The sequence below is a fragment of the Streptosporangium sp. NPDC001559 genome, from assembly GCF_042893955.1.
In the GTDB taxonomy this organism is placed as follows: Bacteria; Actinomycetota; Actinomycetes; order Streptosporangiales; family Streptosporangiaceae; genus Streptosporangium.
The window spans coordinates 285,501-311,469 of sequence record NZ_JBIAVG010000009.1; the positions used below are offsets into that span (position 1 = coordinate 285,501).

At 69.8% G+C, this 25,969-nt stretch carries 25 protein-coding genes; 12 read left to right on the plus strand and 13 right to left on the minus strand.

Going from position 1 to position 25,969, the window contains the following annotated elements:
* The first annotated feature begins 243 nt into the window (after window positions 1-243).
* Complete coding sequence (gene leuA / locus ACFYY8_RS21765) at window positions 244-1,953, plus strand: 2-isopropylmalate synthase (RefSeq protein WP_390043546.1); 1,710 nt, start codon at window positions 244-246, stop codon at window positions 1,951-1,953.
* Between the two features lie 187 nt (window positions 1,954-2,140).
* Here the strand turns inward: leuA and ACFYY8_RS21770 are convergent, their stop codons facing one another.
* Window positions 2,141-2,725 (minus strand): PadR family transcriptional regulator, encoded by a 585-nt coding sequence (locus tag ACFYY8_RS21770; protein WP_390043548.1) that lies wholly within the window; start codon window positions 2,723-2,725, stop codon window positions 2,141-2,143.
* 95 nt (window positions 2,726-2,820) lie between these two features.
* Between ACFYY8_RS21770 and ACFYY8_RS21775 the strand changes: the two genes are divergently transcribed.
* From ACFYY8_RS21775 to ACFYY8_RS21790, 4 genes are all read left to right on the plus strand, one after another.
* Window positions 2,821-3,387, plus strand: coding sequence for a hypothetical protein (locus ACFYY8_RS21775; protein WP_390043550.1), 567 nt, complete (start codon window positions 2,821-2,823; stop codon window positions 3,385-3,387).
* Window positions 3,388-3,426: 39 nt separating this feature from the next.
* Window positions 3,427-4,749, plus strand: coding sequence for a carotenoid oxygenase family protein (locus ACFYY8_RS21780; protein ID WP_390043552.1), 1,323 nt, complete (start codon window positions 3,427-3,429; stop codon window positions 4,747-4,749).
* Between the two features lie 298 nt (window positions 4,750-5,047).
* A complete protein-coding gene (locus ACFYY8_RS21785) occupies window positions 5,048-5,383 on the plus strand; it encodes a hypothetical protein (RefSeq protein ID WP_390043554.1) in 336 nt (111 codons plus the stop codon).
* A gap of 75 nt (window positions 5,384-5,458) precedes the next feature.
* On the plus strand, window positions 5,459-5,797 hold the full coding sequence (locus tag ACFYY8_RS21790; protein WP_390043556.1) for a hypothetical protein: 339 nt from the start codon (window positions 5,459-5,461) through the stop codon (window positions 5,795-5,797).
* Window positions 5,798-5,876: 79 nt separating this feature from the next.
* On the opposite strand, the gene ACFYY8_RS21795 is transcribed toward ACFYY8_RS21790, so the two are convergent.
* The gene (locus ACFYY8_RS21795) at window positions 5,877-6,731 is read right to left on the minus strand and encodes a glycoside hydrolase family 19 protein (RefSeq protein ID WP_390043558.1); all 855 of its coding nucleotides are present in this window, start codon (window positions 6,729-6,731) and stop codon (window positions 5,877-5,879) included.
* A 377-nt stretch (window positions 6,732-7,108) separates the two neighbouring features.
* Between ACFYY8_RS21795 and ACFYY8_RS21800 the strand changes: the two genes are divergently transcribed.
* The gene (locus tag ACFYY8_RS21800) at window positions 7,109-7,879 is read left to right on the plus strand and encodes a DUF2267 domain-containing protein (RefSeq protein WP_390043560.1); all 771 of its coding nucleotides are present in this window, start codon (window positions 7,109-7,111) and stop codon (window positions 7,877-7,879) included.
* A gap of 1 nt (window position 7,880) precedes the next feature.
* Here ACFYY8_RS21800 and ACFYY8_RS21805 read toward each other — a convergent pair whose 3' ends face one another.
* On the minus strand, window positions 7,881-8,579 hold the full coding sequence (locus ACFYY8_RS21805; RefSeq protein ID WP_390043562.1) for a TetR/AcrR family transcriptional regulator: 699 nt from the start codon (window positions 8,577-8,579) through the stop codon (window positions 7,881-7,883).
* A gap of 115 nt (window positions 8,580-8,694) precedes the next feature.
* Here ACFYY8_RS21805 and ACFYY8_RS21810 point away from each other — a divergent pair, with 115 nt between their 5' ends.
* From ACFYY8_RS21810 to ACFYY8_RS21825, 4 genes are all read left to right on the plus strand, one after another.
* Window positions 8,695-9,039 carry a YrdB family protein gene (locus ACFYY8_RS21810; protein ID WP_390043564.1) on the plus strand — a complete coding sequence of 115 codons (345 nt, stop codon included), beginning with the start codon at window positions 8,695-8,697 and terminating at the stop codon, window positions 9,037-9,039.
* Between the two features lie 29 nt (window positions 9,040-9,068).
* Window positions 9,069-10,013: an NAD-dependent epimerase/dehydratase family protein gene (locus ACFYY8_RS21815; RefSeq protein WP_390043566.1), complete on the plus strand. Its 945-nt coding sequence runs from the start codon at window positions 9,069-9,071 to the stop codon at window positions 10,011-10,013.
* 16 nt (window positions 10,014-10,029) lie between these two features.
* Complete coding sequence (locus ACFYY8_RS21820) at window positions 10,030-10,920, plus strand: Gfo/Idh/MocA family protein (protein ID WP_390043568.1); 891 nt, start codon at window positions 10,030-10,032, stop codon at window positions 10,918-10,920.
* A gap of 166 nt (window positions 10,921-11,086) precedes the next feature.
* Window positions 11,087-11,725 carry a hypothetical protein gene (locus ACFYY8_RS21825; RefSeq protein ID WP_390043570.1) on the plus strand — a complete coding sequence of 213 codons (639 nt, stop codon included), beginning with the start codon at window positions 11,087-11,089 and terminating at the stop codon, window positions 11,723-11,725.
* 150 nt (window positions 11,726-11,875) lie between these two features.
* Here ACFYY8_RS21825 and ACFYY8_RS21830 read toward each other — a convergent pair whose 3' ends face one another.
* From ACFYY8_RS21830 to ACFYY8_RS21840, 3 genes are all read right to left on the minus strand, one after another.
* Window positions 11,876-12,886, minus strand: coding sequence for an acetamidase/formamidase family protein (locus ACFYY8_RS21830; protein ID WP_390043572.1), 1,011 nt, complete (start codon window positions 12,884-12,886; stop codon window positions 11,876-11,878).
* 155 nt (window positions 12,887-13,041) lie between these two features.
* Window positions 13,042-14,436 (minus strand): APC family permease, encoded by a 1,395-nt coding sequence (locus ACFYY8_RS21835; RefSeq protein WP_390043574.1) that lies wholly within the window; start codon window positions 14,434-14,436, stop codon window positions 13,042-13,044.
* Between the two features lie 80 nt (window positions 14,437-14,516).
* A complete protein-coding gene (locus tag ACFYY8_RS21840) occupies window positions 14,517-15,605 on the minus strand; it encodes a substrate-binding domain-containing protein (protein ID WP_390043576.1) in 1,089 nt (362 codons plus the stop codon).
* Window positions 15,606-15,679: 74 nt separating this feature from the next.
* Between ACFYY8_RS21840 and ACFYY8_RS21845 the strand changes: the two genes are divergently transcribed.
* Entirely contained in the window at window positions 15,680-16,204 is a 525-nt protein-coding gene (locus tag ACFYY8_RS21845; protein WP_390043578.1) for a MarR family winged helix-turn-helix transcriptional regulator, read from the plus strand.
* A 99-nt stretch (window positions 16,205-16,303) separates the two neighbouring features.
* On the opposite strand, the gene ACFYY8_RS21850 is transcribed toward ACFYY8_RS21845, so the two are convergent.
* Complete coding sequence (locus ACFYY8_RS21850; RefSeq protein ID WP_390043580.1) at window positions 16,304-17,374, minus strand: Glu/Leu/Phe/Val dehydrogenase; 1,071 nt, start codon at window positions 17,372-17,374, stop codon at window positions 16,304-16,306.
* Between the two features lie 240 nt (window positions 17,375-17,614).
* Between ACFYY8_RS21850 and ACFYY8_RS21855 the strand changes: the two genes are divergently transcribed.
* The gene (locus ACFYY8_RS21855) at window positions 17,615-19,174 is read left to right on the plus strand and encodes an alkaline phosphatase D family protein (protein WP_390043582.1); all 1,560 of its coding nucleotides are present in this window, start codon (window positions 17,615-17,617) and stop codon (window positions 19,172-19,174) included.
* A 4-nt stretch (window positions 19,175-19,178) separates the two neighbouring features.
* On the opposite strand, the gene mptB is transcribed toward ACFYY8_RS21855, so the two are convergent.
* The 6 genes from mptB to ACFYY8_RS21885 form a co-directional block, all read right to left on the minus strand.
* A complete protein-coding gene (gene mptB, locus ACFYY8_RS21860; protein WP_390043584.1) occupies window positions 19,179-20,798 on the minus strand; it encodes a polyprenol phosphomannose-dependent alpha 1,6 mannosyltransferase MptB in 1,620 nt (539 codons plus the stop codon).
* A 63-nt stretch (window positions 20,799-20,861) separates the two neighbouring features.
* Window positions 20,862-22,073 carry an ornithine--oxo-acid transaminase gene (rocD, locus tag ACFYY8_RS21865; protein WP_390043586.1) on the minus strand — a complete coding sequence of 404 codons (1,212 nt, stop codon included), beginning with the start codon at window positions 22,071-22,073 and terminating at the stop codon, window positions 20,862-20,864.
* A gap of 44 nt (window positions 22,074-22,117) precedes the next feature.
* The gene (gene ddaH / locus ACFYY8_RS21870) at window positions 22,118-22,912 is read right to left on the minus strand and encodes a dimethylargininase (protein ID WP_390043588.1); all 795 of its coding nucleotides are present in this window, start codon (window positions 22,910-22,912) and stop codon (window positions 22,118-22,120) included.
* A 110-nt stretch (window positions 22,913-23,022) separates the two neighbouring features.
* A complete protein-coding gene (locus ACFYY8_RS21875) occupies window positions 23,023-23,496 on the minus strand; it encodes an Lrp/AsnC family transcriptional regulator (protein WP_390043590.1) in 474 nt (157 codons plus the stop codon).
* 63 nt (window positions 23,497-23,559) lie between these two features.
* Window positions 23,560-24,267 (minus strand): DUF5941 domain-containing protein, encoded by a 708-nt coding sequence (locus ACFYY8_RS21880; protein WP_390043592.1) that lies wholly within the window; start codon window positions 24,265-24,267, stop codon window positions 23,560-23,562.
* A complete protein-coding gene (locus tag ACFYY8_RS21885; protein WP_390043594.1) occupies window positions 24,264-25,841 on the minus strand; it encodes a CDP-alcohol phosphatidyltransferase family protein in 1,578 nt (525 codons plus the stop codon). The genes ACFYY8_RS21880 and ACFYY8_RS21885 overlap by 4 nt, the downstream gene beginning before the upstream one ends.
* Window positions 25,842-25,969 lie beyond the last annotated feature (128 nt).

Consider the following 25,969-nt stretch of genomic DNA (forward strand, 5'->3'; position numbering starts at 1 on the left):
CTCCGCTGGCCTCCCGCCGGGCGCCGTCCAGGGGACGGGCACGGCACACACGCCGCTCACGCCCCACGCGTCCCGCGATGTGAGACCGCGTCTCAGGTATTCGCAACCGTCTGCTAACGTGCTAGGCATGCTGCGCGGGCTGCTTCTTAGCTGCCGCGACGAGGGCCTGTAACAGGCCGGCTCCCTCGTCGCGGAGCGAGCCATGCGTGTCGGCCGTGATCGTCTTTCCAGCCGAGGAGCCTCATGTATCCGCAGCAGCAGCCCAGTTCCATGCCCTTCGCTCGCTATCAGCCCTTCGACGCCGTACGGCTGGACGACCGTACCTGGCCGGGGAAGGTCATCGAGCGCGCCCCGCGGTGGTGCGCCGTGGACCTGCGTGACGGCAACCAGGCGCTGATCGACCCGATGGACTCCCACCGCAAGCTCAAGATGTTCGAGCTGCTGGTGGGGATGGGCTACAAGGAGATCGAGGTCGGCTTCCCCTCCGCCTCGCAGACCGACTTCGACTTCGTCCGGCAGATCATCGAAGAGGGCCGGATCCCCGACGACGTGGTGATCCAGGTCCTCACCCAGGCCAGGGCCGAGCTGATCGAGCGGACCTTCGAGTCGCTGCGCGGCGCCAAGCAGGCCATCGTCCACCTGTACAACTCGACCTCGACGCTGCAGCGCAGGGTCGTCTTCGGCCAGGACAGGGAGGGCATCACCGCGATCGCGGTCGAGGGCGCCAAGCTGTGCAAGAAGCTCGCCGCCGAGCTGGAGGGCACCGAGATCTACTTCCAGTACTCACCCGAGTCCTTCACCGGGACCGAGCTGGAGTACGCCGTCGAGGTCTGCAACGCCGTCAACGACGTCTGGCAGCCGACCCCGGAGCGCAAGGTCATCGTCAACCTGCCCGCGACGGTGGAGATGGCCACGCCGAACGTCTACGCCGACCAGATCGAGTGGATGCACCGCAACCTGGCCTACCGCGACTCGATCGTGCTGTCACTGCACCCGCACAACGACCGGGGCACCGCCGTGGCCGCCGCCGAGCTGGGCTACATGGCCGGGGCCGACCGCATCGAGGGCTGCCTGTTCGGCAACGGCGAGCGCACCGGCAACGTGTGCCTGGTCACGCTGGGCATGAACCTGTTCTCGCAGGGCATCGACCCGCAGATCGACTTCTCCGACATCGACGAGGTTCGCCGGGTCACCGAGTACTGCAACCAGCTGCCTGTCCACCCGCGCCACCCCTGGGGCGGAGAGCTGGTCTACACCGCCTTCTCCGGCTCCCACCAGGACGCCATCAAGAAGGGCCTGGAGCACATGGAGCGCGACGCCGCCGCGGGCGTGCCGGTGGACGACTTCACCTGGGCGGTGCCGTACCTGCCGATCGATCCCAAGGACATCGGCCGGACCTACGAGGCGGTCATCCGGGTCAACAGCCAGTCGGGCAAGGGCGGGGTCGCCTACATCATGAAGGCCGACCACCATCTGGACCTGCCGCGCCGCCTGCAGATCGAGTTCTCCCGCGTCGTGCAGGGCCGTACCGACGAGATGGGGGGAGAGGTGAGCCCGGTCCAGATGTGGGAGGTCTTCACCGACGAGTACCTCCCCAACCCGGCCAGCCCGTGGGGGCGCCTGGGCCTGCTGGCCCACCGTACGGTCTCCAGGGGGGACGACAAGGACGCCATCGGTGCCGACCTGCGCGTCGACGGTGAGATCCGTGAGGTCGAGGGCGTCGGCAACGGCCCCATCTCGGCCTTCTGCGACGCCCTGAGCGGGATCGGGGTCCAGGTCCGTGTCCTGGACTACGCCGAGCACGCGATGAGTGCGGGAACCGACGCCAAGGCGGCCTCCTACATCGAGTGCGAGGTCGAAGGGCAGGCCCTGTGGGGCGTCGGCATCGACGCCAACACCACGACCGCGTCCCTGAAGGCCATCATCTCCGCGGTCAACCGCGCCGGTCGTTAAGACCTGACCCGGGGGCCCGCCACAGCGAGGGTCCCGGGGTCTCCCGTTCGAAGAAGGACGTCCGCCCGGCGTGATCCGCCGGGCGGCGCACCCGGGAGGCCGCCGATCAGGCGGTCGCGCCCCCGTTGTTCCCGGTGTCCTCAACCTGGCCGCGTCCACGGCGAGATCCGCCCGTGGCGCGGCCGAGTCATGTCCGGTCCGTCTCCTCCCCGGCTCCGGGTTCCGGCCTCCGTTCGCAGCCCCTGTCGCCGGGCAGCCGTTCGATCTCCTGCTCCGCCCACAGGGCCCAGTCCCGCTGCATGGCGCTGAAGCGCATCCCCCATTCGAGCGCGAGCCTGCCGTACACCGACAGGCCGTCGTCCATCGCGCTGATCGTCTCCCGCAGGGAGGCCAGCTTGCCGATCCGCTCCTCGCCGAGTTCCGCCTGCCGTCGCAGGTAGGCGCCGGCCTGCCCGTAGGAGACCTCGCCGAGGAAGAAGACACGCAGAAGCATCTCGCTGCGCCTGGCCAGCGGGCCCGGGTCGGTCTCCGTCAGCCAGCGCCGCAACTCGGCGCGCCCCGCCTCGGTGACGGCGTACTCCTTGCGGCCCCGCGGGCCTTCCGAGGTCACCTCGACCAGGCCTGTGCTCGCGAGACGGCCGAGCTCGGCGTAGACCTGGCTCTGCGTGGCGGGCCACACGTTGGCGAGGGAGATGTCGAAGGTCTTCAGCAGGTCGTAGCCGCTCGCGGGTCCCTGACTCAGCAGGCCGAGCAGTGCGTGTCGGAGGCTCATGCCCCGATCCTACATTCCTGTGTTGACATGTCATTACAGGAAGTTCTACCTTTGACCTGTCTGCACAGGAACGTCGAGCGTGAAGAGAGCAAGTCATGGTCCGCAGTTTTCTTGGGTTCCTCCCGTGGATCGTCTACGCCGTGATCGCCACCGGTGACGAGTGGCGTTGGGGTGCCCTGGCCGGGCTGGTGATCGCGCTCGGACTCATCGTCGTGGACCGCCGTTCCGGCAAGGACTGGGACCAGATGGTGATCGAGACCAGCGCCGCGATCTTCTTCGTCCTGAGCGCGGCCATCTCCTTCGCCGCTCCCTCCTCTTCGCTCATCCCGTACGGCCCGGCCCTCGTCAACGCCTGGCTGGCGCTCACCGCCTGGGGGTCGCTGGCCGTCCGCAGGCCCTTCACCCTCGGCATCGCCAGGAGCATGGCTCCTGAGGAGATCTGGCGGACTCCCCAGTTCTACCGGGTCAACGCGGTCATCACCGCGGTGTGGGGTGTCGCCTTCGTCGTCGCCGCGGTGCTGCTGGCCGTACTGCTGAGCGTCGCTCCGCACGCCACCACCGCCGTCATCACCGTCAAGATCGTCACCTTCGTGGTGCCCATGGTCTTCACCGCCCGGTATCCCAAGATCGCCGCGGCCCGGTTCCGGGGCCAGGCGGCCTGACCGTCCTCGCGATTCCCACCGAGTCATCTGGAGCAGAACGTGACCACCACTCCCGGGATCTCCGGAACCCCCGCCTACCTCAGCGGTGACCTCGCCCCGGTCCCCGACGAGATCGGCGCCTTCGACCTGCCGGTCACCGGCACCCTGCCTCCCGAGCTGACGGGCCGTTACTTCCGCAACGGGCCCAACCCGCTGCCCGGCCAGGACTTGGGGCACTGGTTCGCCGGGCCGGGCATGATCCACGGCGTCAGGCTGCGCGACGGCCGCGCGGAGTGGTACCGCAACCGCTGGGTCCGCACCCGCTCCTTCACCGAGGGCGCCAGGCTCCTCGGCCCGGACGGCCTCGACAGGACCGCCGTCAGCGCCAACACCTCGATCATCCGGCACGCGGACAGGATCCTCGCGCTGGTCGAGAGCGGCTTCCCGTACGAGATGACGCCCGAGCTCGACACGGTCGGGCCGTGTGACTTCGGCGGGCGGCTGACCACGGGGATGACGGCTCACCCCAAGCTGGACCCGGTGACCGGCGAGCTGCACTTCTTCGGGTACGGCTTCATGCCGCCCTACCTGACCTACCACCGCCTGTCGGCGGCCGGGGAGCTGGTGGAGAGCCGTGAGGTGGAGGTGCCCGGGCCGACGATGATCCACGATTTCGCGATCACCGAGAACCACGTGATCTGGCTCGACCTGCCGGTCGTCTTCGACATGGAACTGGTCGGAAAGAGCCTGCCGTTCCAGTGGAGCGACTCCTACGGGGCCAGGATCGGCGTGATGGACCGCGCGGGGAAGGTGACCTGGTTCGACGTCGACCCGTGCTACGTCTTCCACGTGGGAAACGCCCGTGAGGACGCCTCGGGGCGGGTGGTGCTCGACGCGATCCGTTACACGCGTGAGTCCTTCACCTCCATCTGGGGCAGGATCGGCGGCGCCGGCAACCCCGCGGCCGAGACCGGGGGATCGGTGCTGTACCGCTGGGTGCTCGACCCGGCGACCGGCGGGGTGACCGAGGAGCAGCGCGACGACCGCGCGGTGGAGTTCCCCACGTTCAACGAGGACCTGCTGGGCCGTGACAGCCGCCTGCTGTACACCGTCTCCGACGGCGCGGTCGTGAAGTACGACACCGAGAGCGGCGCGACCCTGGTCAGGGACACCGAGGGGCGTCCCGACGAGGCGATCTTCGTGCCCGCGGCGGACGCGGCGGCCGAGGACGGCGGCTGGCTGATGTCGATCGTCACCGACCACTCGGGGGAGGGCTCCCGGCTGCTCGTCCTGGACGCGGCGGATCTGGAGTTCGTCGCCTCGGTCGGGCTTCCCCGCCGCGTCCCGGCGGGTTTCCACGGCTCCTGGCTGCCGGACCTGTAAGCCGGGACGGCGTTTCCAGGTTGATCCGGGAAGGGGCCTGCGGGGGCGGGTCCCTTCCCGCTTTGTAGGTGAAGCTCTGTTTACCGCCGGGGGTTATGAGGACCTCGCAGAAGCGGGAATTTGGCGGGTCCCCTGGTATTGCGTAGGAAACTTTCCTATCTAATACTTCGTCTAGATGCTCTGTCGTCGTCGCGAGTCCCGCTATCGGTGGCGGACTGTTGAGGTCGAATGGTCCTGCGGGAATCTCGGCACAGCCGGGAACGAAAAAGCCGAAGGCCTTTTCCCTATGGAGACAGTCATGCCTGGACGTGTCCTCACGTTGCTTTCCGGTGCCGTGCTGGCCGCCTCGGCGGCGCTCACGGTCGCCGCTCCTGCACAGGCCGCCGTCGTGGAACGCGGCGAGAGCCCGATCAGCACGGGTGAGTACTGCATCGCCAGAGTCGACTCCCGTTCCGTCATCGGTCTCTACGAGCGCGGCTCCCTCAACTGCTACGGCTACGTCGGAGGGCGGTTCGTCCACCTGGGGACGGGAAACGCCTACGACGCCTGCCGGTCGAGCAACCCGGGCCGTGTGATCGTCGGTGTCAAGGAGGGCCTGCCCGACCACTACCTGATCTGCCTGGTCGAGGTCTGAAGCCCTTTCCGTGGTCCTTCGGGATCAGCGGAGAACAGGAAACACCAGCCATTTCCTTCTTGATTGGAGACAGCTATGTCCCGACGTGTCGCCACTTTGCTCTCCGGTGCCGTGCTGGCCGCCTCGGCGGTGTTGTCGGTGGCCGCCCCCGCGCAGGCCGCCGTCGTCGAGCAGGGTCAGGGGCCGATGAACACCGGTGAGTACTGCGCCGCACAGGTCAGCTACGGCTCCGAACTGGGTTTCTACGAGTACGGCTCCATCAGGTGTTACTCCACCGACAGGACCGGGCGGCTCATCTACAAGGGGTCGGGTGACCCGGTCGCCGCCTGCCGGTACAGCCACCCCACCAGGGTGGTCGTCGGAGCCAAGGAGGGTCTGCCCGGCCACTACCTGATCTGCCTGATCCAGGAGTGACCTCGTAGTGAGGGCCGCCCGGACAGGTGTCCGGGCGGCCCTCACGGGCGGGGGTGCGCGCCCCCGCCCGTCGTGACCGCTAGCAGCTCAGCTTGTCACCCGGGTCGACCCCGAGGATCGCGGAGAAGCGCTTGTAGGCGTCGATGCGGCTCTGCACCTGCCTGGGGTTGCCGCCGTTGCACTCCAGGAAGCCGTTGATGCTGCGGATCGTCTCACCGAACCCGGCGCCGTTGACCATCGCGTTGTGCGGGGTCATCGTGCCGGGGCCGTTCTGGGTCATCCAGTACCAGATGCCGGTCATCCAGGCGACGGAGGCCTCGGTCTGCACCAGGTTGGGGTTGTTGAGCAGGTCGATGCCCAGGGCGTCGCCCGCCGCCTTGTAGTTGAAGTTCCAGCTCAGCTGGATCGGGCCCCGGCCGTAGTAGGAGGAGATGCCCGCGGGGCAGCCGAAGGGCTGGTCGGTGTCGCAGTAGTGGGGGTAGTTGGCGGTGTTCACCTCGACGATGTGGAACAGGCCGCCGGTCTCGTGGTTGATGTTGGCCAGGAAGGCCGCGGCCTCCTGCTTCTTGACCGTGTCACTGCCGGTGCCCGCGAAGGCGGGGTAGGCGCTCAGTGCCGTGACCAGGCCGTTGTAGGTATAGAAGGGGTTGCGCTTGGGGAACATCTCGTTGAACTGCGCCTCGGTGACGACGAAGTTGCCCTCGCTCGCCTCACAGGCGCCCTGGTCGGTCCAGATGCCAGACGGGCCGCCGGGGGTGTTGCCGCGCGTCCACCACTTCGCCCGCCAGTTGTGGCCCTGGTAGGAGGCGGTCAGGCCACCGGCGTAGGCCTTGGCGGAATCCCAATCACTCGCGCAGATGGGCGCGGCGGAGGCGGTGGAGGCCGAGGCGGGGGAGGCCAGGGGGACGGCGGCCAGCACGCCGGCGACCGCCATTGAGAAAAGGGATGACATGAGGCGGTTTCTCGGCATTCTTTCACTTCCTTGCATGACGGAAAAAACGAGCACGAAACGACAAGAGACCGGCCCCGGGGTGGACGGTGACACCGCGGACGGGCTCCACAGGAGGTCGCCGTCGCGGGATTGACGACAATTAACAGGAATTCGAATTCTTGCGTCAATAGGTAGGACGCAAAGTTCCGCATAGTGCGCACCCGCCGCCCTCCCCGGGGGTCGCGCGGGCCGTACCGCGGGGTCGGGAGGAGGGGCGTGCCCCCCTCTACGCCGAGTTGACCGGGGCGGTTGGTGGCCGATTCGGGATTCGGGGTAGCTGACCATAAGAGGGGCCGGAGGAGCCGGGGGAGGAGTGAGCCGTGGAGTACGAGGAGTTCATCGGCACCCTGAGGCGGTACGCCGGTCTGGGCGAGGACGAGGCCGAACGCGCGGTGCGCGCGACACTCGGGACGCTGGGTGAGCGGCTCTCGGTCGGCGAGGGGTTGCTCGGGCGGTTGCCGGAGCGGGTGCGGGCGTGGATGCGCACCGGCAGGGCTCCCGAGCCCTTCGACGTGGACGAGTTCCTGCGCCGGGTCGCCGAACGGGAGGGAGTCGACGTCGAGGTGGCGGCATGGCACGCGCGGGAGGTCTTCTGGCTGCTCGGCGAGGTGACCGCGCCCGGGGCGATCGACGGTGTTGCCGCCTGCCTGCCGGAGGACTTCGACTCCCTGGTGGCCGAGGCCCGGCGGCGCGGCGTCCGGGTGATGCCCGCGGAGGAGTTCCTCGCCAGGGTCGCGAGCCGCGCCGGGCTCGAGGCCGCGGACGCCCACCGCGCGACCGAGGCGGTGCTGGAGACGCTCGCCGAGTGCGTCGCCGAGGGCAGGGCGGAGAACCTGATCGGCGAACTGGCCGTGCCGCTGCACGAGCCGCTCAAGCGGGGGGCGGCGGAGGGGCGCGCGGAGAGCGTGCGGATGCCGCTTGAGGACTTCGTGCTGAGGGTGGCCGAGCGGCAGCGGGCGGACGGTCAGGACGTGCGGGGGCACGCCAGGGCCGTCTTCACCACGCTGCGCGAGGCCACCACGGAGCGGGGATTCCTCGACGTCATGGCGGGCCTGCCGGACGAGTACCGGACGTTGCTCACCGGCCGGTGACTCAGACGGGCAGTCCGAGCACGGCCGCGTGGCAGCGCATGGTGTGCTCGAAGGCCGTCGCGGGGTCCAGGACCGCGTTGTTGAACTGGCCGAAGATCTCGAAGCTGACCCAGCCGAACAGCCCGGTCCAGGCGAGCAGGGCGCGGGAGACGACGTCGTCGGGAACCTCGGGGATGACGGCCCGCACCCTGGCCGCGTCGTCGCCGAAGGACGCGGGAGGGGCGGGAAGGCCGCCCGGCGGGTTCAGGACCCCGGCGCCGTGGGCGTCGGAGACGATCCGCCCATAGACCACGGTGTCGCGGACCGCCGCGGCGACGGTGTCGACCGGCGCCTTGTAGCCGGGCACCGGCGAGCCGTACAGCAGCGCGTACTCGTGCGGATGGGCCAGCGCCCAGTCCCGTACGGCGTGGCAGACCGCCAGCCACCGGCCGGTGTGGTCCTCGCGTGGGACGGCGGCGTCCGCCTGCTCGACGGCCTCTCCGAGGGCGTTGTAGCCGTCGATGATCAAGGCCGTGAGCAGGTCGTCCCGAGACGGGAAGTAGCGGTAGATCGCGGAGGAGACCATCCCCATCTCCCGGGCGACGGCGCGCAGTGACAGGCCCGTCGCCCCCTCCGTGGCCAGCTGGCCTCGTGCGATGTCGGTGATCTCCCTGGTCAGTTCGGCGCGGACGCGTTCGCGCGCCGTACGGCTTGAGCTCATGTCCGGACCATATCAGAGCGATGCAAGAAAAAGAGAGCACTGCTCTTGACTGATGTCGCCGGTTTGGGAGAGCATTGCTCTCGAAACGGAATGGCAATCTGCAAGGAGCCCTCTGATGCTGTCCCTGGCCAAGAACGTCAACCTCCTCGTCATGTTCCTGCTGGAGCTGGGCGTTCTCGGTTCGACCGCCTACTGGGGCTTCACCGTGGGGCCGAACTGGCCGCTGCGGCTGCTGCTCGGACTCGGTGCGCCCGCCCTGTTCATCGTGGTCTGGGCGGTCTTCGGCGCCGCCAACGGCGCGATGATCCCGCTCACCGGGTTCGCCAGGGTGGCCCTTGAGGTCCTGTGGTTCGGTGGCGGCGCCGCGGCGCTGGTCATGGCGGGCCGCGTGGCCCCCGGCGTCGTCTTCGCCGCCGTCTACGTCGTCAACGCCGTGCTGCGGCTGGTGTGGAACCAGTGACCGCGCACAACGAGGGAAAGGGAACGGACATGGGCAAGCACGTCGTCGCGGGAGCCGGACAGGTCGGCTCACAGGTCGCCGCACTCCTGGCCGGGCAGGGACACGAGGTCGTCCTCGTCAGCCGCTCGGGATCGGGCCCCGACCTGCCGGGAGTCACCCGGGTCGCCGCCGACGCGGCCGACGGGAAGCGGATGGCAGGCCTGGCCAGGGGCGCCGACGCCCTCTACAACTGCGTCAACCCGCCTTACCACCGCTGGGCGCAGGACTGGCCGCCGCTGGCGGAGTCACTGCTCTCCGCGGCACGGGAGAGCGGAGCGGGATACGTCATCCTCGGCAACCTCTACGTCTACGCCGCCCCCGGACGGCCCATGCGGGAGGACGACCCGCTCACCCCGCCCAGCACCAAGGGGGAGATCAGGGCGCGGATGTGGCGGCAGGCGCTGGAGGCCCACCGGGCGGGCCAGGTCCGGGTGACCGAGGTGCGGGGGTCGGACTACTTCGGACCGGGCTGCCTCGACCAGTCACACCTGGGGGAGCGGCTGGTGCCCCGGCTGCTCGGCGGGAAGACGGTACGCATGATCGGCGACCCCGACCAGCCGCACAGCTGGACCTACGTGCCCGACGTGGCCGCCGCCCTGGTGGCGGCCGCCACCGACGACCGCTCCTGGGGTCGCGCCTGGCACGTCCCGACGACGGAGCCGATCACGGCGCGCCAGGTCGCCGAGCGGATGTGCGAGCTCGCGGGCGTCAGGAACCCCGGCGTCAAGTCCATGCCCCACTGGGTGATCCGCGCGGGAGGGCTCGTGTCCCCCATGCTCGCCGAGCTTGAGGAACTGCGCTACCAGTTCGTCCGGCCCTTCGTCATGGACTCGGCCGACTTCCAGACGACCTTCGGCGTGACGCCGACCCCGATGGACGAGGCGCTGGCCGCGACGATCGCCTGGTGGGGGGACCGGCTGGCCAGGGCGGCGTGAGCCGTACGCTCTGAGCATGAAGATCGCCATGATCGGGCTCGGGGACATCGCGCGCAAGGCGTACCTGCCGGTGCTGACCGCGCTCCCCGGCCTCGACCTGCACCTGTGCACCCGTGACCGCGCCACCCTCGACCGCCTCGGCGACGCCCACCGGATCGGAGGCCGACTCACCTCGGTCGGCGAGGTGATCGACGCCGGGGTCGAGGCGGCCTTCGTGCACGCGGCGACCGAGGCCCACGTGGAGATCGCGGAACCGCTGCTCGACGCCGGGGTGCACGTCTACCTGGACAAGCCGATCGCCTACACGCTGGCCGAGTCCGAGCGCCTGGTACGGCTCGCCCGCGACCGGGGGGTTTCGCTCTTCGTGGGGTTCAACCGCCGCTGGGCGCCGCCGTACACGGACCTGCTCGACCTGCCCCGCCATCTGGTCGTGATGCAGAAGAACCGGGCCGACCTCGCCGAGGACCCCCGGGTGGTCGTCCTCGACGACTTCATCCACGTCGTGGACACCCTCAGGTTCCTGGTGCCCGGACGGGTCGACCACACCGGGATCAGGACCAGGGTCAGGGACGGCCTGCTCGAACATGTGACGCTCGAACTGTCCGGGGACGGCTTCACGGCCTTCGGGATCATGAGCAGGGTGAGCGGCGCCGCGGAGGAGACGGTCGAGGTGATGGGCGGGGGAGTCAAACGGCGGGTGGTCAACCTCGCCGACGTGATCGACCACGCCGGCGCGGAGACCCTGACCCGCCGCGGCGACTGGACGCCCGTCTCCCGCCAGCGCGGCATCGAACGCTCCTGCCTGGAGTTCCTCGGCGCGGTCCGCGCCGGTACCCCGGTGGACGCGCGGGACGCCCTGGCCACCCACGCCCTGTGCGAGGAGATCGTGGCCGCCTGCGTGGGGTGAGTCGTCCCCCTGGGTGTGTCGATGCCGGTTTTCTGGCCGAAGGTGGGAGACGATGCCATGGGCGGTGAAAAGCCGTCTCATCCTGTCTGTGGCGGTTGCCGGGCATCCATGATCCCCCCGTGCGGAAACCGGACGTGACGTCACGGATTTCCAGCGAGGGGGAGAAGTGACTGAGCGGAGTGCTCGATCGGGCGCCGCGCTGACCGCGGTGTTCCTGGCGGTGATGTTGCTCGGCGGCTGCGGCACCGGAGCGCCCTCGGCCATGGCGCCTCTGGCGAGTACGGCTCCGGCGGCCGGGGCACCGGCGGCGGGCGGACAGGCCGGCGGGCCGGTCGGCGCGCAGGGGGCGGGGATCGCGCCGTCGCCGACGGTCTCCGGCGACAACTCGGCCTGCCCGACGACGGGCAACACCAAGCGGTTCGCCAAGACGCGCTTCGCCCTGCACGCCGGGCTCGCGCTGGGCGCCTTCCACCGCTACATCTACAAGCCGCTGCGGGCGGGCGGGTTCAAGGAGGGCGCGGACAAGCGCAAGCGCACCTTCGTGAAGGCCGCCGTAGCCGGACTGTTCGCCCTCCACGAGCTCAAGGTGGCCAAGAAGTTCGCCGAGGCCAACCCGGCGCTGTGCCACGCGGTGCAGAGCGTGACCAACAGCTTCGCCGCCCTGACCAGCAAGCTGAAGGGCGGGACGGCGACCGAGAAGGACCTCGACGCCAGCAAGAACGTCTTCGGTGAACTGCAGCGGCAGGCCACCGGCAGCGGCTTCGGCTTCAAGGAGAAGAACGTCGCGGTCCCCGGCGCGGGCTGAGCCGGGGCGGAACGACGACGGGGCCGGTCCTCTCGGAAATCCGAGAGGACCGGCCCCGTCGTCGTTCTCCGGCCCTTTTCCGGGAGGCCCCGCGCCCCGTACCCCGGCGGTACGCGGCGCGGGACGTCTCTTCCCCGCGGGCCCGCGCCGTCAGCGCTGGGCGAGGTACTGCCGGCCCAGGTCGCGCAGACGCTCGTGGGCCGACTCGTAGACACCGCTCCCGCCGAGGTAGGCCTTGGGGAGCTTGGCGACCATCGTGTAGTTGCTGTCGCAGACGTTGCCGACCGGAGCCTCGCCGATCTGGCTGACCAGCTGGTAGGCGTCCAGCGTCTCCAGGCCGGTGACCTCCGAGGTCCAGGTGACCAGGTCGTGCTGACTGATCCGGTAGGCGTCCTCAAGCGGACGGGCCGAACCGGTCGACATCAGGCTGTGGTCGTCCTCGAGGCGCGGCCACGGGGTGGTGACGCCCTTGATCAGCTCGACCGCGACCACGGTGTTCATCGCCGACTCGATGGCCGTGCCGCACACCTCGCCGTGACCCTGGCGGGCGTGCCCGTCGCCGACGGCGAACAGGCCACCCGGCACGTTGACGCCGAGGTAGACGGTCACCCCGGCGCGCAGCTCCGGGGTGTCCATGTTGCCGCCGTGGGCGTCCGGGGTGATGGTCATCCGGGCCTCGGACGCGCCGGGCGCGACGCCGACCGTGCCGTGCATCGGGTCGAGCGGCAGTTCCACCGTGAAGTCGCTGTTGCGGGCGTGGTAACGCGCCACACCCGCGGCCACGTCGATGTCGTACCGCCAGACGACCTCGTCGAGCGGCGGGGTCAGCATGGCGGTGGTGTGCGTGCCGGTCAGCGCCCCGAAGTGCGGGAACGTCGCCGACATCGCCCAGTCCCTGGCGGGCTCGATGGAGACGAAGTGCAGCGCCAGCGTGTCTCCGGGCTCGGCGCCCTCGACGTGGAAGGGGCCGGTCACCGGGTTCAGGTAGGGGAACTCGCAGACCTGTGAGGGCAGGTCGTCGACGGAGCGGACCCGGCCGCCGAAGCAGTCCTCGGTGTAGAGCTCGAGGAGCGTGCCGGGCTTGACCGTGCCGACGGCGGGCCTGCCGCCGAAGGTGTAGCTGAGTTCCTCGGGGGAGGGACGGTAGGAGACGACGTTCACCGCACACCCGCCTGGCTGAGGCGCGTCACCGAACCGGGGAGGGCACAGGTGGAACCCTCCTCCACCTCAAGAAAGATCTCGTGCATCTACTGTCCTTGTGTGAATCGGAAGGGGGCGTGACGCGGGGGGTGTGCGGCTACGTCGTCGCGGGGGACCTACTTCAGGGGGGCGTCGTGGGACTCGCCGAGGGCGGCCAGCAGGGGACGGCGGCCGTAGGCGAAGAAGGTGGCGAGCACCAGCAGGCCGATGGCGAGCCAGACGATGCCCACGAACTGTGCGGCGATGCTGGCGTTGATCACCACGTAGACCAGGATGCCGAAGCCGATCAGCGGGGCGAGCAGGTGCCGCCACAGGTCACGACTGCGCTTCTTGAAGAAGTAGTGCACGATCACCGACAGGTGCAGGGCCAGGAAGGCGGTCATCGCGCCGAAGTTGACCAGGCTGCTGATCAGCGCGATGCCGTCCTCACGGTTGGCCAGGAAGAGACCGACGCCCAGGGAGATGAGGGCGACCAGGATGGTGGCGTTGACCGGCACCTTGGTCTTGGGGTGGATCTTGGAGAGGAAGGCGGGCAGCTGGCGGTCACGGGCCATGGCGTACAGCAGACGCGAGGTGGCGGCCTGGGCGACCAGGGAGTTGGCGAAGCCCCAGGCGATGGCGGTGGAGACCGCGGTCAGGATGCTCAGCCAGTGGCCACCGGCGAACTCGGCCATGTCGTAGAAGGCGGTGCCGTTGGGGTCGCCACCGCTCAGCAGCTGGCTGCGGTTGGGGGTGAGCAGCGCGCCGATCCAGGTCTGCACGATGAACAGGGCGCCGGCCAGGCCCAGGGCGGCGATCATCGAGCGGCCGATCTTGGCGCTGTCGACCTTGCTCTCCTCGGCCAGCATGGAGATGCCGTCGAAGCCGAGGAAGGAGAGCACCGCGACGGAGACCGCACCGAAGGCCAGCGGCCAGGAGAAGGTGTCGGGGTTGAACAAGGGAGTCAACGCGCCGGTCTGCGCCTTGCCCTGAAGGAGCGCGAACAGACCGATGATGATGAAGATCGCGAGCACGACGAGCTCGGCGATCAGCATGTACCTCGTGATCCGCGCGGTCATCTGGATGCCGGTGTAGTTGACGACCGTGTTGAGGACGATGAACACCAGCAGCCAGGCCCATACCGGCAGCGGTATGAACGACGCCATCGCCAGGCTGGCGATGAGGTACAGCAGCGCGGGCACCAGCACGTAGTCGAGCAGCATCGCCCAGCCGGCGAGGAAGCCGACGGGACCGACGATTCCCCGGCCCGCGTAGGTGTAGACCGATCCGGCCATCGGGAAGGCCTTGGCCATCTGCGCGTAGGAGAACGCGGTGAAGGCCATGGCGACCATACCGATGATGTACGCGAGTGCGACCATGCCACCGGACGCCTGGAAGACGCTTCCGAAGATCCCGAAGGGCGCGATCGGGACCATGAAGATCAGTCCGTAGATCAGCAGGTCATTGAAGCTCAGCGTCCTTCGGAGCTCCTGCCGGTAACCGAACTGTTCCAGGGAGGGGTCAGTAGTCATGGAACTACTCCTAAAAGAGATGTTGCAAGCGTCACTTTAGGACGAATCCTTGAAAAGGAAAAGTTTGCAGAGGCAACTTTTTAACGAACGATGTCGAAATCGAGACCGTCCGCTCTGCCGATGTGGGCGCCACGCTGTACCCCGTGGTCCTGGAGGGTCAGGCGTCCCCGCGCGGTGACGATGGAGGTGCCGTCGGCGACCTCGTCAAGCGCGGGCACGTGGAGGGTTCCCGCGCGTCTCGCGAGTGCCGCGAGCATCAGCACCGCCTCATAGCAGCCCTGGCCGTGCCCGTTGAGCAACGGCGCATTTGATCCGAAACGGCGAGTGTAACGCTCTCCCAGACTCAAGCTGTCATCGGTGACGAGACTGGAGAAATACCCCATAGCGCCGTATAGCTCGCCGGTGTCGTCGCCGCCGATGCCGAGCAGGCCGTGCTCCTCCAGCGCCCCGCAGAGACGGGGGAAGCCCAGGCCCGCCGCGGTGAAGGCGCGGTTGAAGTCGACCAGGTCACTGCCGATCAGACTGAGAAGTACGGCATCCGGCCTGCTGGCCACCAGGTGGTCCAGAATCCTGCTCAGGTCGGGCTTGCCGTACGGGACGTAGCGTTCGCCGACCACCGACGCCCCGCGCGAGGCGAGGTAGCGCCGAGTGGCCCCGTGAACCAGGCGCGGCCAGATGTAGTCGTTGCCCAGCAGGAACCACCGCTTGGCCCGCCGCAGCTCGATCAGCCAGTCGAGCCCCGGCTTGAGCTGCCGTTCCGGTGTCTCCCCGAGGAAGTAGACGCCGGGGGAGTGGCCGCCTCCCTCGTAGGGCGGGGCGTACACGAACGGCAGGCGCCCGGCGAGCGCCCGCACGATCGAGATCCGGACATCACTGCCACAGGTGCCGACGACCGCGTCGATCACCTTGCCGCGCGCCAGTTCCCCGACCTCGGCGGCCACCTCCTCCGCGGGTCTCCCTCCGTCGATGAGGACCAGCTCGACCGGTCTGCCGAGAATGCCGCCTGTGAGGTTCACCTCGTCGGAGGCGAGGACGGCGCAGTTGATCGCGCATGGGCCTACAAGCCCGAGGACCCCGGAGATGGGGACCACGAGCCCGACACGTAGGGCGACCCCTTGGAGGAGCTGAGCTTCCAGGGGTTCGATCACGGGTGTGATGGCTTCTGCCACATTGCAGAGTATCCTCCTGAAAGGACGGGTATGGGAGGCCCGTTACTCACCCGGGATACAGACGGGAGCTTCACATGGTGACGACCGGGCTGGGATCCTCGCTGGCCTACCTGCTCAGCCGAGCCGAGCGTAGTGTCAACCGAGGTCTCGCCGCCGCGCTCACCGCTGAGGACGTCAGCGTCGAGCAGTGGCGCATACTTCGTGCCCTCGCCGACGATTGCGGCCACTCGATGGGGGATCTGGCCGAGACGGTTCTGATGCCGCATCCGACGCTCACCAAGGCGATCGACCGGCTCATCGACCGCGCGTTCGTCTATCGCGGCCACGACCCCGCCGACCGCCGCAGGGTCGCGGTGTTCCTCGCCGACCGTGGTGCCGAGCTGCTCAACCGCGTCGAGGGATCGATCGCGGAGCACCACAGGGAGATCGAGGCCGCCTACGGCACCGAACGCACCGAACAGCTCATGAGCGAGCTCGAACGGCTGGTCAGGGCGCTGAACGAGGCCCCTGCCGAGCGGCCGTCGGACCGGCTCACCGAGCGGCCTCCGGGCAGGCTCGCCGAGCGGGACGGCACCGCCGTTCCCGCGCTGCGTTCCTGAGCGTTCCCCCGCCGCCCCCAGGGCGGCGGGAGGTCTCACGGCCCGGCCCCCGAGGGGGGACCGGGCCTTCGTCCTGCCCCGGGGCAGGACGCGGAAGGCTTACGACAGGGGGCTTCGGAGCCGTGCCCCGTGTGCCCGGGCGACCCGTCCGACGGCGACGGCCCAGGCGGCCTGACGCAGCGTGATCCCGCGTTCGGCGGCCGTCGCCGCGACCGTGTCGAAGCACCGCCGGGCCAGGTCGGGACGGGTGGCGAGTACTCCGCCCGCACCCGTCAGGACGTCGGGGACCACGACGGTCCCCGCCTCGGCGAGGACCGCGTCGGCCTCGGGGGACAGCAGGCCGTCGGCCGCCTCGACCACGAGAGGGGCCCTGACGTCGCGGGCCAGCTCCGCGGTGACCGGGGCGGCCAGGACGAGCGCGTCCACCCCGAGTCCGAGAGGCTCACCGCCGGAGGGCGCGACCACCCGGAAACCCTCCCCGGCCAGGCGCAGCGCGGCCAGCCGGGCTGTCTCGCCGGGGCCGTGCACCGCGACCGTACGGACGCCCTCTCCCAGGACCCCCAGCACGGCCGCCGCCACGCCGGAGGCCGTCGCCGCGGTCTCGCCGGCCATCGTGCCGGCCACTGTGCCGGTCCTCGTGCCGGGCGCCGAACGGCCGTCGGCCATCCAGGCGGCGATCCGCTCGTCGGCGTCCGGGTCGGGCGTGGGGACCTCCCCGTCGGAACCGGCGATCGTCATGATCTCGTTGACGTATCGCCTGGTCACCCGCTCCAGCTCCCGGGCGTCCAGCCCCGCGGGGTCGACGCGGACACCTCCCCTGGCCCCGCCGTACGGCACGCCCGCGAGCGCGTGCTTCCAGGTCGTGACCATGGCCAGCGCGGTGACCTCCTGGAGGCCGGCCGAGGGGGCGAAGCGCGTGCCGCCCCTGGCCGGGCCGAGGACGGTGCTGTGCTGCACCCGGAAGCCCTGGACGACGTCCATCCGGCCGTCCTCACGGCGGACCGGCACCGATACGGTCAGCGAGCGGCGTGGGGAGGCGAGCATCGCGCGCAGGCCGTCGTCCAGCCCGAGCAGGAGGGTCGTCTCGTCGAGACGGTGGAGGGCGGCTTCGAGGGGATCGTGATCGGTGAGGGCGGTCGCCGGCGTCTTTGACGGCACCATGAGGGTCATGAGGGTCAGGCCTCCATGCGGTGAGCGGAGCGCCATTGCTCCACTCTTGATGGTTTGTGATGATCAGACTATTTATGGGTCCTTTGCCATGTCATGATGGATATGTTGCGGACTGATAGCCGTTTTTTGTGCGTTTCCCCAATGGGATGGGACAGTCGTTATCCGGACGGTCCGCCGGGCAGAGGCACACCTCGAAACGGCGGGAACCAACCGTTCCGCGATGGCCTGAGGGGATAGAACGTGCCGGAACTTGTGGTCGGTCCGCTGCTGCGTCACGTGGACGCGACGAGCGCCTCGATCTGGGTCGAGACCAGCGTGCCGTGCGAGGTGACCGTCGAGGCGGACGGGGCCGGGGCGAGCTCACCGACCTTCTCCGTCCACGGCCACCATTACGCCGTCGTGGACGTCGAGGGCGAGGGCGACTACCGGGTCCGCCTCGACGGGGAGGTCGTGTGGCCGCCGCCCGGCCGCCCGGCCGGTCACATCCGGTTCCTGGATCCGGGCGGCCCGAAAAAGGTGATGTTCGGCTCGTGCCGGACCAGCGTGCCGCACGACGCCCCGCACACCCTCTCCCACGGCGTGGACGTGCTGCGCGCCTACGCCCGCGTCCTGGCCGGCAGGCCCCCCGAGGAGTGGCCCGACCTGCTCCTGCTGCTCGGTGACCAGGTCTACGCCGACGAGCCGTCCGCCGAGATGCTCGAGTTCATCGCCGCGCGCAGGGACAGCGAGCCCAAGACCGAGATCGCCGACTTCGAGGAGTACGCCGAGCTGTACCGGATCGCCTGGACCGATCCGGAGATCCGCTGGATCCTCTCGTCCGTGCCCACCGCGATGATCTTCGACGACCACGACCTGCGGGACGACTTCAACACCTCCGCCGACTGGCGGGAGAAGATGGCCGGGGTCCCCTGGTGGCACAGGCGGGTGGTCTCCGGCCTCGGCGCCTACTGGATCTACCAGCACCTGGGCAACATGTCACCGGCCGAGCGCGCCGCCGACGGGTTGTTCCGTGAGCTGCGCGCGGCCGAGGGCGACGGGGGAAAGCTGCTCGACGCCTTCGCCGAGCACGCCTACGAGGTCCCGGTGGACAGCAGGTGGAGCTACTGCCGCGACCTCGGCGACACCCGTCTGATCATGCTCGACTCCCGCTGCGCCAGACAGCTCACCCCCGGCGACCGGCGCATGATCGACCCGGTCGAGTGGGAGTGGCTCGTCGAGCAGCTCGACCGGGACGGCGCGGAGCGCTTCGTGATCGGCACCTCGGTGCCGTTCCTGCTGCCCGCGGGCATCCACCACGTCCAGAACTGGAACGAGGCCCTCGCCCAGGGGGCCTGGGGCAGACTGGTCGCCCGCTGGTCGGAGGCCCTGCGCCAGGCCTTCGACCTCGAACACTGGGCGGCCTTCCGCCGTTCCTTCGAGGATCTGTCCCGGCTACTGGCGAAGGTCGGCAAACCGGTCATCCTGCTCTCCGGTGACGTGCACTACTCCTACGTGGCCAAGGCGGACGGGCTGCCCATTCACCAGCTCGTCTGCTCGCCGATCCGCAACCCGCTGAGCCGTACGCTCAGACTGGCCAACATCGTCGCGCAGTTCGGCCTGGCCACCCTGGTCGGCGGCTGGCTCGCGCGCCTGGCGCGCATTCCCCGGCCGCCGTTCGGCTGGCGGGTGACCAACGGTCCGTGGTTCTCCAACGCGCTGGCCACCCTGTCCCTGGACACCACGCCGCCCTCGGCCCGCTGGGACACCGCGACCATCTCCGGGGACGACGTCTCCGAGATCACCACCGTGCGCCTCACCTGATCGCTCACCTGACGGACACCGGCTCCCGTTCCGGTACGGCGGCCCGCCGTACCCCGGGCAGGGCGCGCACGCCCAGGGCACCGGCCAGGGCGAGCACGACGACGTACAGGATGACGGCGTCCGAGACCAGCGGGGCGATCCACGGCCGGTAGACCTCGGCGATCCACCGGGTCAGCGGCGTCGGCTGCAACCGCAGCAGGGCGGTCGCGCCCGGCAGGTAGATCAGCCCGGTGACGACGCCCCTGACGAGCAGCGGCCCGTCGAGCCGGGAGGCGGGCATCAGGGCGAGCAGCGGGAACAGCATCGCGTCGTACCAGGGATGCTGAACCGGCGAGGTGAGCAGCCAGCCCAGGCACCACGCCAGCGCGGGCCGTACGGCGGGCAGGCCGGACGGCCCCTGCGGCAGCCGCCAGCACAGCAGGAGCGCGGCGAGCAACGCCGCGCCCAGGGCGAGCCGCCCTTCGAGCTCCACGGCCTCGGGCCCCAGGTCCCTGACGAGCACCTGCCACGGGTCGGCCAGCGAACGGTCGCCGACCTTGCCCGCCACGTTCGCCAGCGCCTCGGGACCCTGCGTCGCGTACAGCGTGACCAGTGCGGTGAACGCGCCCATCCCCAGGGTCAGGAACGGTCCCGCCCGGTGGCGGGCGGCCCAGGCGAGCCCGGCCCCGGCCAGCACGAACGGCGCCTTGACGGCCGCCGCGGCGCCCAGCAGCGCCCCGGAGACCAGGCCGGAGCCCATCCCCGGCCTGCGCAGCGCGAACAGGGCGGCCACCAGCAGGAACGCGCCCAGACCGTCCATGTGGCCGCCGAGCACCACGTGCCACAGCATCAGCGGGTTGAGGCTCCACAGCAGGTGCGCCCTGACCCGCCGGTCGCGTTCCGGTCCGGCGAGCCGGTCGAGCATGACCGCCGACAGCAGGAACGCCAGGGCGAGGATGACCTTGAAGGCGAACACGGTCGCCGCCATGGAGTCGCCGCCGAGCCGTGAGGCCGCGAACTGCGCCCAGGTGGCCAGCGGGCCGTAAACCGAGGGGGTGTTCCGCCAGGCGAGCGGGGTCAGGTCGCCGACCGGGTCGCCGATCCCGTGCAGCCAGGCCGGGGGAGTCACGTACGGGTCGTGTCCCAGGGCGGCGATCCGCCCGTAGACCGCGTAGTTGAGCACGTCCGTCGACCCGGCGGGCGGCACGAGCGTCAGGAGGGCGACGACGAGCGGCGTGCCGACCGCGAACAGGCCCCGCACGGGGAGCCACCCGCGGCGCAGCGCGTACAGCGCGGCGCACGTCCCCAGCCCCCCGGCGAGCAGGGCCACCCAGCCGAGCTGGATCACCGGCGTCTGTGGCGGGTCCAGGCGCAGGGACCAGGGCGGCGCACCCGCGCCCAGCTCGGGAACCGCCGCGGACGGCCCGAGCAGGGAGACGGCGAGCATCGCCGCGACGGAGAGCGCGACCATGAGGAGCCCCGCGGGGCCGGTGAGCCGCGCGCGCAGGGGTGGTCTGGCGCCGGGACCCGGCCCGGTCAGGAAAGAACGCCGACCAAGCCCACCCGACGCCGCCACCTGCCGAACCCCCCCCGGAGCCACCGCCCGCGCCACGTCCGCCGGGGCGGCCAGGACGGCGGCTTCCACGGCGACGACGCGATGTCCACTCCAGCCTAGATCGCCTGGAACGTAACCGAGGCCGGTGATCTCCTACTTCGCGAACTCCGTCAGGGCCTCGGCGAGCCGGTCGACGGCCCACAGGAGGTCCTCCTCGGAGACGACGATGGGCGGGGCGAGACGGATCGTCGAACCGTGGGTGTCCTTGGCCAGTACCCCCAGGCGCATCAGCGCCTCGGAGACCTGCCTGCCGGTGGCCAGGGAGGGGTCGATGTCGACGCCCGCCCACAGGCCACGGCCGCGTACGGTGACCACGCCCCGGCCGACGAGGGCGCGCAGCCTCTCGTGCAGCACCGTGCCGAGTTCCCTGGCCCGCGCCTGGTACTCGCCGGTGCGGAGCATCTCGACGACCGCGTTCGCGACCGCGCAGGCCAGCGGGTTGCCGCCGAAGGTCGAGCCGTGCTGGCCGGGCTTGATGACGCCGAGCACGTCCTGGTCGGCGGTGATCGCCGAGACCGGGACGACACCGCCGCCCAGGGCCTTGCCCAGCACGTAGACGTCGGGCACGACGCCCTCGTGCTCACAGGCGAAGGTCTCACCGGTACGGCCGAGCCCCGACTGGATCTCGTCGGCGATCATCAGGATGTTCTCCGCCGAGCAGAGCTCGCGGACCTGGGTGAGGTAGCCGTCCGGCGGGACGAGCACGCCCGCCTCCCCCTGGATGGGTTCGAGCAGCACCGCGACCGTGTTGGGACCCACGGCCTCGCGGATCGCCTCGATCGAGCCGTACTTCACGATCCTGAAGCCGGGGGTGTACGGGCCGAAGCCGTCGTGGGCGTCGGGGTCGGTGGAGAAGCTGACGATCGTGGTGGTACGGCCGTGGAAGTTGTCCTCCATCACGATGATCTCGGCCTGGCCGTCCGGCACGCCCTTGACCTCGTAGCCCCACTTGCGGGCCACCTTGATCGCGGTCTCCACGGCCTCCGCGCCGGTGTTCATCGGCAGGACCATGTCCTTGCCGGTGAGGTCGCCGAGGCCGGCGGCGAAGGCGGCGAACTGGTCGTGGAAGAAGGCGCGGCTGGTCAGGGTGAGTCTGGCCAGTTGCTCCTGGGCCGCTTCGATGATCTTCGGGTTGCCGTGGCCGAAGTTCAGTGAGGAGTAGCCGGACAGGCAGTCCAGATAGCGCCTGCCCTCGACGTCGGTGACCCAGGCGCCCTGAGCCTCGTGGATCACGACGGGGAGAGGGTGGTAGTTGTGCGCGCTGCGGCGCTCGCTGAGCTCGATGAACTCTTCTGTGCTCGTCATCGGTCCGTTCGCCGTTCCTTGCCTTTTGTTGCGTTCTGTCTGCTTTATCCCCGGATTTCCAGGGTGCAGCACTTGGGTCCGCCCCCCGCCTTGCGCAGTTCGGCCAGCTCGACCGGCACGACCTCGAAGCCGCGCCGCTTGAGCTCCAGTTGCAGGCCGGTCGCCTCGGCGTTGATCACCACGTGGGTGCCGTCGCTGACCGCGTTGAGGCCGAGCACCACGGCGTCGTCCTCGGTGGCGACGACGGCGTCGGGGAACAGGTTCCTGAGCGCCTCCTGGCTCCCCGGGGAGAAGGCCTCGGGGAAGTACGCCACGTTGTGCCCGTTCAGCGGGAAGAGCGCGGTGTCGAGGTGGTAGAAGCGGGGATCGACCAGCCGCAGCGAGACCACCGGGCGGCCGAGGAACTCCTGCGCCTCCCCGTGCGCCGCCACGTCCGTGCGGAACCCGGTCCCCGCGAGCACCAGGTGGTCGAGGGTGAGGAAGTCGCCCTCGCCCTCGTTGGTGAACTCGGCCTCACGCGCGGCGGTGTAGCCGTTGGAGGTGAACCACTCCAGGTAGGCGGGGCCCTCCGCGGCCCGCTCGGGATGCGTGAAGCGCGCGCCGTACACCCTGCCGCCCACGACCAGGGCGCCGTTGGCGGCGAAGACCATGTCGGGCAGGCCCTCCACCGGGTCGATCAGGCTGACCCGGTGGCCGAGCTCCTCGTAGACGCCTTTGAGCCCCTCCCACTGACGGATCGCGACCTCACGGTCCGCGCCCGCCTCCGGGTCCATCCACGGGTTGATCGCGTACTCGACGGCGAAGTGGTCGGGCCGACACATGAGGTAGTGCCTCGTCATTGAGAACCCCGTAAAGGATGTTGTGGTGGGAGACGGCACCAGCCTAGAAACGGGGCATATTCGGGGCCAATAGCCTGATCTTGCGCGTTGCCGCAGGTCTCTTGCGTGATTCAGGCGAGGAACGGCGATTCGTTGCGTGATGTCAGCAGCGGGGCGTCGATCAGCCGGGAGAGCACGATGGAACTCTTCGTACGGACCACGAAGGGCTCGGCGGCGATGCGCTCGATCACCTGCTCCACATGGCGCACGTCGGTGGCCCTGATGTGCAGCAGCGCGTCCGCCTCACCGGTGATGGTGCACGCCGAGACGACCTCGGGATGCCGGGTGACGGCGACCCCGATCTCCGACGGCGAGGTCTTGCCCGCGCAGAACAGCTCGACGTAGGCCTCGGTGGTCCAGCCGAGCGCCGCTGGCTCGACCCTGGCGGTGAACCCGGTGATCGCCCCCACCTCGCGCAACCGGTCGACCCGGCGCTTCACCGCCGAGGCGGACAGGCCCACCCGCTGCCCGATCTCGGCATAGGTTGCGCGGGCGTCCTCGACGAGCGCCCCGATGATGTCACGATCCAACCGGTCCAGTTCCACGCTGCTTTCTAACACAGCACGAGGGCCGCGACGCGCGTCGCGGCCCTCGCTGGAGAAGCGGGATCAGGCGGGCTCGGCCTCGCCCGTCGTCTGCTCAAGGGCCTCCTCGGGGGAGGCCTCAAGGTCGTCGGAGGCCTGGGCCAGCGCGGAGGCCTTGTCCAGGCGCACCCAGCTCGTCACGCTCTCCACGGCGAACAGCACGCCGAGGTACAGCGTGAGCGCGGCGACGACCCAGGTGGCGGCGCCGAACGCGGCCCCCGCGCCGATCGCCAGCAGCCGCAGCTCCCAGCCGAGACCGGCCTTGAACACCCAGTCGGGCGGCCAGATGCTCTGCCGCGTCCGGTAGACCGTGTCGTAGGTGTGGTAGCCGACCACGTAGAGCAGCACGAACAGCAGCCACTTGGGTACGCCGGCGGCCAGACCGACGAGGATGATCGTCAGGAACTCGGCCGCCCTGATCAGCGGGGGAACCAGCCAGTCGAGCTTGCCCAGGTGGTCACGGGCGGCCGTCGGCAGCACCAGGACCAGCATGACCAGGGCGGGCAGGAGCAGGATCGGCCCCTGGGTCAGCACCCCGGCGACCGCGACCGCGACGATCACCACGAGCGCGGCGAGCGCCCCGGGCACCGGGGGCAGCCCGGGCCCGACCCGGCCGCGCAGCGCGGCGACGAGCGGGCCGTCGTCGCGGTAGGCGAGCAGCCGGGCGGTCTGGATGCGCAGCCGCTCCAGATAGGGGTCGGGAACGGGGGTTGTCTGCGGCTGGGTGATCATGCGAGCGACCTCATCAGGCGTCCGGTGAGCGTGTAGGCGGTGGCGACGCCGCCCCAGATGATCAGGGTGATGAAGGTGATCCTGGCGTCGAAGAAGGCGCTGACGAGCGCGATGGCGGCGAAGCGCTCGCCGATCGGGAAGACGACCATCTTGCGGGCCCAGTAGACGGCCCTGTTCCTGCCGGCCTTGCTCCACATCTTCAGCAGGCCGCGGATGCCGCCGCTACGGGCGATCTTGCGCTGCTCCAGCGCCGCGCGCAGCTCGGTGTCGGGGCTGACGGACAACGGCATCGAGGGCAGCGGGGCCGGAGGCCTGCGCCGGTTGGCCGCGCCGAAGGAGAAGTCGAGCAGGTGCTTGACGGACTGCAGGGCGATCGCGGTCAGCGCCAGCGTCCACACGTCGCCGACCCCGGAGACGGCCGCGCCGACCGCGAGCCCGGCGAAGACCACATACTCCTTGAACCGGTCGAAGGTGGCGTCGAGCCAGGCGCCGAGCACGCCGAACTTGCGGGCGTAACGCGCGACCTGACCGTCCACGCAGTCGAAGACGAACGCGAAGTAGATCAGGATGGCACCCGCGATCATGCCGGGCCGCGCGCCGGTCGCGAAGCACGCAGCGGACGCGACGCCGAGCGCGATCGAGATCAGTGTGACCTGGTTCGGGGTGAGCCCGCGCCTGGCCGCCCAACGGGCGATGAAGCGCGAGTAGGTGCTGACGAAGTAGGTGGTGAAGAAGCCGTCGGCGCCCTTGACCGCGTTGTTCAGGCGGGCCCTGTCCTCGTTGAACCCCGCCATCTCGGCGACCGCCTGCACGGCCTCCTCCGGGGTGTTCAACCGGCGGAAGAACAGGTCGCGCCTGCCCCGGATGCCGACCGAGACGCCCCGCCGTACCAGGCCGAGGACGAGGAGCTGGATCAGGTCGTCCTCGGGGCCGAACAGGTGGGCCATGTCGGCCAGCTCACGGGCCGCCTCGGCCAGCGTGGCCGCGTGCTTGTGGTGCAGGTGCAACGGGCCGAGCAGGACGGAGTTCGGACGGGTCACCGCGTGGAAGGCGGAGCCGACCGAGATCACCCGGGACTTGCTCGCCCGCACCCTGACCGGCAGGCCCTCCAGGCTCCGGTCGCCGATCTCCGGCAGCGCCTCGTCGATCGGGACGTCGGGGACGATGAAGTCGCCGTTCTCGTCCTCCTCACGGGGCTCCTTGGTGATCAGAGCGAGCGCGCCGCGTTTCGACTTGGTGATCTGGTAGATCAGCTCGTCGTGGATCAGCGAGTTCGCGGGGAGGATGAGCAGGTTCTCCGTCGCGTCCTCGACCGCGTCGGCGACGGCGCGCAGGTCGTCCGCGAGATTCGCGGTCTCGACGAGGCGGCCGGGAAGACCCCGGTGAACCGCGGCCTCGCCGGAACGGACGATCGTCACCGGCGCGGGATCAAGGGAGGCGATCTGTCCGTGCAGCTTGCCGATCACCGTGGGGGAGCCGGGGAGCGCGGGCAGGGTCAGCGCGGCGGGCGGCGTCGGCTGGCCGAAAGCGGTTGAGGTGCCGGGTGAAGAACCCAGCAGGACCACGCGGGGCATGGCACCCTTTCGTACAGGGATGGGGTGAAACATGGCATGGGGAACTCGCCAGGGGCCAAAGTTTAATGAGTTTTAGGTGAACAACACGCACTCGTGATCCTTCCGTTCCCGTTGATCATGGTTGGACC